Source organism: Porphyromonas somerae DSM 23386, from assembly GCF_000372405.1.
In the GTDB taxonomy this organism is placed as follows: Bacteria; Bacteroidota; Bacteroidia; order Bacteroidales; family Porphyromonadaceae; genus Porphyromonas_A; species Porphyromonas_A somerae.
The window spans coordinates 1-5,993 of sequence record NZ_AQVC01000071.1; the positions used below are offsets into that span (position 1 = coordinate 1).

2 protein-coding genes are annotated in these 5,993 nt (G+C 41.0%); both read right to left on the minus strand.

The features are described from left to right. Window positions 1-2,534: Eco57I restriction-modification methylase domain-containing protein (locus tag A3GK_RS10850; protein ID WP_244860749.1), on the minus strand; the 2,534-nt coding region annotated here is incomplete at its 3' end. Between the two features lie 129 nt (window positions 2,535-2,663). After that, window positions 2,664-5,954, minus strand: coding sequence for a helicase-related protein (locus tag A3GK_RS0109820; protein WP_018029277.1), 3,291 nt, complete (start codon window positions 5,952-5,954; stop codon window positions 2,664-2,666). Window positions 5,955-5,993 lie beyond the last annotated feature (39 nt).

Below are 5,993 nucleotides of genomic sequence, written 5' to 3' on the forward strand. Positions count from 1 at the left end.
CTTTGCTTAAGGTAAACGCTCAAATTGCCCGTGCTATTTATATCACTCTTTTTGGTGACTAAAGAAAGCGTTGGGGCAGTATATTTTTGTCCCTCGCCAAGCTTTTCAAAGAGTAAAATGTTGGTATCGACTGTAGCACTCTCAAAAATCTTAATCCCTGCAAAGTCAACAAGTATTTTTGGATAGGTTTTTGTGGCAAAAAAGTGGCGTGTACTCTTTCCATACCCTGCTCTCATCCATTTATTGGATGTGATGTAGCAGAGATGTCCATTGGGCTTAAGTAGCTCCCACCCTCTTTCGTAAAATAAGGAATATATATCTCCTGTACGCTCGAATGTTTCGTAGTTGTATGACTTATATAGGTTGGATAGCTCCCCTTTATTTTTTTGCATTTGTATATAAGGAGGGTTACCTATAACGATATCAAAGCCCTCATTAATTCCTAACATCCATTCTGGGTCGAAAAATGGAGCATAGGTATTTTGGTCAAACATATCCCACTTGGCAAGATTGTTGATGGTCTCGGTTGAGAATGCTCCATCCTCCTTAAGCATATCAGCCATTTCAGTTCGTAGTGAGGTTATGATCTCCTTGTACTTCTTTTTGGTTCGGAATGTCTTTGCTGCAAATATCTTGTGGTAAGCTGTTTGTAACTTGCTTTGAAGATCCACCAAACGAGTATCTGCCAGCATTTTACTCTCCACCTTCATTAAGGTATTGGCTGCTACAAACTTTGTCTCGAGGTTTGGAAGTGGACGAATACCAAAATTATCTGTGGGGTCATTGGTCCTTATTTGATCTATTACTAATGAAATAAAGAACCGTAATTTGCTAATTTGTATAGCGATTGGCTGTATGTCAGTACCGTATATACAGTGTTCTATGACGTATAGCTTTCGGGCGTAATCGGGACGATTAAGGCTCTCATCAAAACTTTGGTTGATATCCTTAAGAATGTCGTTGCGCTCTTCTTGGCTCTCACTCTTAAATGCTTTGGAGCTGGCATCTGATGCCTCTTTGATCATCAGCTCTTTCCATAAAGTGTTCTCTGGGTCTAGCCGATTGAGTAGATGCACCATTTGTTGGAGCATACCCATTGGGAATGCCCCTGAGCCACAAGCGGGGTCAAGTATCTTGGTCTTGAATAGGGCTTCAATTATCTCTTTTCGTCTTTTCTCATCGAGGAGGACTTCGTGGTTATTGATATCAAGGAGCTTTCTAAGCTCATCTTCAATATCGTCAGACACGTTTTTCTTTAGGTGTACCAAGAGGCTCTCTACTACCATAAAGTGGACTATCTCCCTCGGGGTATAGAAGGAACCGGTCTCCTTTCTCGCTGTATCTTTGGTTTCTGGGTTGACCGATGCAAGTAGATTCTCAAATACCTTTCCCAACAACTCTGGATCTAGCGAAACTTCTTGGTCAAAAGGCATATTTTCCTCAACAGTAAAATTATATCGTTTGAGGATATCTATTATGCCTCTGGCACTTACCTTCTTTTTGTTTTTATCTCCGTACCATTCTGAAAGGTCAATGTCTTTACCTGCTTCTTCGCCAAAGAATAGATAATCTGGTACGATTACGCTATTATGTATTTTAGGGTTGTCGGAAAAACCGTCAAAATACATATCGACAGTGGAGTCGTCGAGACACTCAAATAGACCACCATTGAGAAAAGGTACAGTACTATTGGCCAACTCTAAGAAAAGCTCAGGATTGATAAAGAAGTCTTCATGCCTCATCAGTTTGTGATTAGAGTGGTCATTGTTATTTCTCTTACTAAATCTCCTTACCAATTGACCACTTCCGTCTGTTATAGGGCTATTAAGCATAGCGAAGAAGAGATTTTGGAGAATTCCTTTGTAGTACTTACCTTCTTCCGATTTGCCGAATAGGGTATACTGTCTGTGTGGATCAAAGTTTTCAATTAGGTTATCGGCAATATAGGCTTCATCAAAAAACTCCTCTGGCACAAGCTTCATTTGTTTAAGGAACCATACAAATATAAGCCGAGTGATGAGTCTAATACCTCCTATCTCATTGTATTGTTGGTCATCGGATGGGTTCATAAGATCATTAGGGAAACTAATTTTCTTGACCGCCCAAGCATACCAATCTGAGAGCTCTGTGTAAAAAGCCTTGGTGAGCACTTCCACACTAAATCTATTGCGAAGGTCATCGATGTCTGTTACTCTCCCTTGTGCCAATAGGTACTTGTGGGCTGTATAAGTGGCGATGCCTTTCCCAAGATAGTATGAGTATCTCCGAGGATTGGAATAGCTTCGCTCTACAGCTCCTGAGTCTGTGATTGATAGAGATATCTCTATGAAAGAAAATCTATAGTTATTAGTCTGTCCATTCAACGGTATAAAGGCCACGAGTGCTCGCTGTACTTGGTGGCTGGCGAGAAACCTAAATGCATCATTGGAGAGACCTACTCTAGCATCATGGATGGAGTTGTGCTTGATTTCATATACATTGAGGTCGAGCTCTTCGGAGTGTCCGAGGAGTGTTGCCTCTGTAGTATATTTCATATTCCCTACAAGTGGTACACTTTGCACAGAAGGTTGGAAATCGTCTGGCAAAAAGTAGTCTTGAAGGTAGGTTAAAAAGTGATCTCTACTATATGGTTTGTCAAATGTGTAGCCCATGGTTGAATAAAATTATTTTATGATTTCCTCTGCAAGTATTAGTGACTCCTTTCCTCCATCTATGCTGTTCTTTACATTGATGATCCTATCGAGGTAGTTTTGCCCTATCATTTCTGGAAGGTGCTCAAATTCATCTGGTTTCAGCTTATTAATGAGCCGTACTTCATAACCTGATAGCCCATCTGCTTGGAGCACTCTTAGTAAGTCCTTAAAGTACTCTTTTGAGACGCCTTTCGCCTTAAGTTTTGGATCATGTATCATTACCTTTACTTTATCTATAGCCACAGACAATCGCTTGTCATTAGACTTATCTGATTTGGTAAAGAGTTGAGCTTTAATGGTCTGATATTCTTCATCAAACCCATCTGTTAGCTTCACGGCTGGCTCGTCAATAGATGCTTCGAAAATGGCCAGTGCTTCCTCAATAGGGATGGATGTTACCTCATTATTTTTTAGCATCTTAAAGATATAGTCTTTGCCTTTTTTGCCCAAAACGATTACACCACTGTGCTCCTTCTCGACCTTCCTCCCCGTACGTGCGCGATAGGGAATCTCTAGGGCTTCATCATAAGCTTCGGTACCCTTAACTTCGTCAAGTAACTTTCGGTACTTGCTATCCCACGACTCCACCTCGGTCTTACCCATTTCTTGCTTGTATCTCTCGGTAAAGAATGCTTGCACCTCTTCGTCTTGAGTCAACACTCTAGTATCCTCTCCCATAATGGCATGAATCATAGCCATCTTTAGAGTCGATATCTCTTTGGTGCGGGTTTCCTTTTCACCTATCTCTGTAGGGAAGAAGTTATATATATAGAGCTTATCAAATACTTTTTTATTGACACGATTGATACGTCCTATTCGCTGTATAACCCTTGTGGGGTTGTATGGTATATCATAATTAAATATAGCTCCAGCACGGTGGAGGTTGTACCCCTCTGAGATAGCATCGGTGGCTATGAGTACTTGAAAGTCATTTAACTGTCTTGACGAAGGTATCCCAGCATCAAAGTTTCGGGCAATAATCTCTTTAACTGTGGCTGAGGCATCGCTGCTCGTGTACTTAAGAACGCCAAAACCGTACTCTGCCTTAAGCGATGAAAGCTCCCTACCTAAGTAATCTACCGTATCGGCGTAGCTTGAAAATACTATTATTTTCCGATTCGGCTCCTTTCGAAGCATTTCGACCAACTGCGCCTTGAACTCTTTGAGCTTGGGGTCATACTCAATCTTATTATTATCTGAGAACCAATCATTTCGAATATCTTTAAGAAGCTTAAGATCCGACTGGAGGTCCTGCAAGTACTCATCTGAGAGATACTCGGCTTTGATCATAAAGAAACCCTTTTCGGTATACTTCTCAAATGCTTCTGTAATCTCCTCATAGCCTTCGTCCGAGGATTCATAGAAATCTTCCACACTTGGAAGCACTCCTTTTTTGTACACCGGTATTTTCCCTACTTCTTCAATCCACCTTATGATGTTTTGATAGGATGAAATCATATAGTTAATGGACTGCTGCAGCGCATAGATTGAGCTTTCGAATCGGCTCACCAAAAGACGACGCATAAACTTGGCTGTATTTACTTGTCGTCCGATCAGCAAATTGAGCTCTACATCATACTCGGTGAGAAGCTCCTCCTCTAAAGCATCTTGGCACTCCTCTCTGATGTATGCTACAGGAGAATATCTGGCAGCTTTAAAGTAGTTTTCATTGGTAATAGACTCTATGTTTTCGGGAGATATACACTCCAAAGTATGTCTGTAAGTTTGATGAAGCAAACCGAGCGAGTAGTTTTTCTCCTCCGGTGCTTCAGGTACCATCACTTCAATACCTTGACGCTGTAGGTCTTTCCTGTACTCTGGGATCTCCATCAAGTCAATGCGAGAGCGCCTGATTACTAGAGGACTAATGATCGTCCTAATCTCTTTAGCAATCAAGTCTACCCCTTTCTTAACCTCTTCGGCCGTCAGGATGTTGTTTCTCTTCTCTTTATTTAGCTCTTGATACTTAGCTATCAGATATCTAAAAGACTCGCCAAGGTCATCTACCGTATTTAGAGTAGAAGCTGATGGCACCTGAAACAGCTTTAGCATTGAGAAAATATCAGATGGCCTATTATTGAATGGGGTGGCGGTAAGAAGGATTACTTTATTATCTTGACATAGATCGTGGAGATTGGTATAGTCCTCCGTGTACTCATTGCGGTAGCGGTGGGCTTCGTCAACGATGATCAGAAATTTTTTGTCGGTATATTCACTATGCCTTCGGTAATAGTCCAAGGCGACCTTTATCGTACCGCTACTAAAGACCTTACCACCGAGGTCAAATTGCTCCATATAATCTTCCCACTGCATACACAAGTGAGGTGGAGCAATAATAATGGTACGAAGACCTATGTTTTTAGCTACCGTAGAGGCAATGATACTCTTACCAAGTCCGACGACATCAGAAATGATCACCCCATTATGATTGTCAACAGCATTAATGGCCATCTTCACAGCATCGGTTTGATACTTAAGATTGTGATACTGACCTCGGGTAATATCCCTTGGAGTGAGTATATTGTCGCGTGTGGAAATGCTAAAATACTCGTGTATGACCCTCAAGTACATTAGATAGGGGTTGTATAGTTTTTCGTACCAAACATGCTCTAATACTAAATCCTTAAATTCAGCAAAGACCTCCTTATTCACCACTGGCACAGCACTCCTCCACAACTCTTCAAAAACTTCACTAGCATCGTGGTATGCATAGCTGTCTTTGCACCTCACATTGATTTCGTATCGGCCTTCAAGCCCAGCGTACGATAAGTTGCTTGAGCCTGTGATGACAGTACCAGGCTCGTTTCCTCCCTCATCGAATGCGTCACTGTATGAGAAAAGATACATTTTCGCATGGCATGGTTCGTTGGTCTTTTTTATTTGTAAAGAGCCATCGAGGATTTTAGATAGAAATTGCTTGAATATTTCTTGTCCCTCAGCAGTGTCTATTGCATTAGTTTCGTTGATCACTTTAATTAGTGACGAATAATACTCTTCCTTTATCTGATTGCGTGACGGTGTAGTATCTCCACGCCTTGCAATTTCTTGAAAAGTTTGGTGGATGGTTGTGTCAATATCCATACCCACTAGTATTCGCACGTGCTTATCTTTGAGATTTTCGGTGAGCGCTTGGTAACCTGAGAAATAAAAGTAGCCCACCAATATATCCACAGAATTAGATTTAGGAAGGATATTATTAATTACATCCTTTAGCAGTTGGTTTTTGTTTGTGATAAAAGATTTATTGCTGTTATTATCCATAATATTGGTATAAAAAAGGAGCGTTTACCTTAAGCAAAG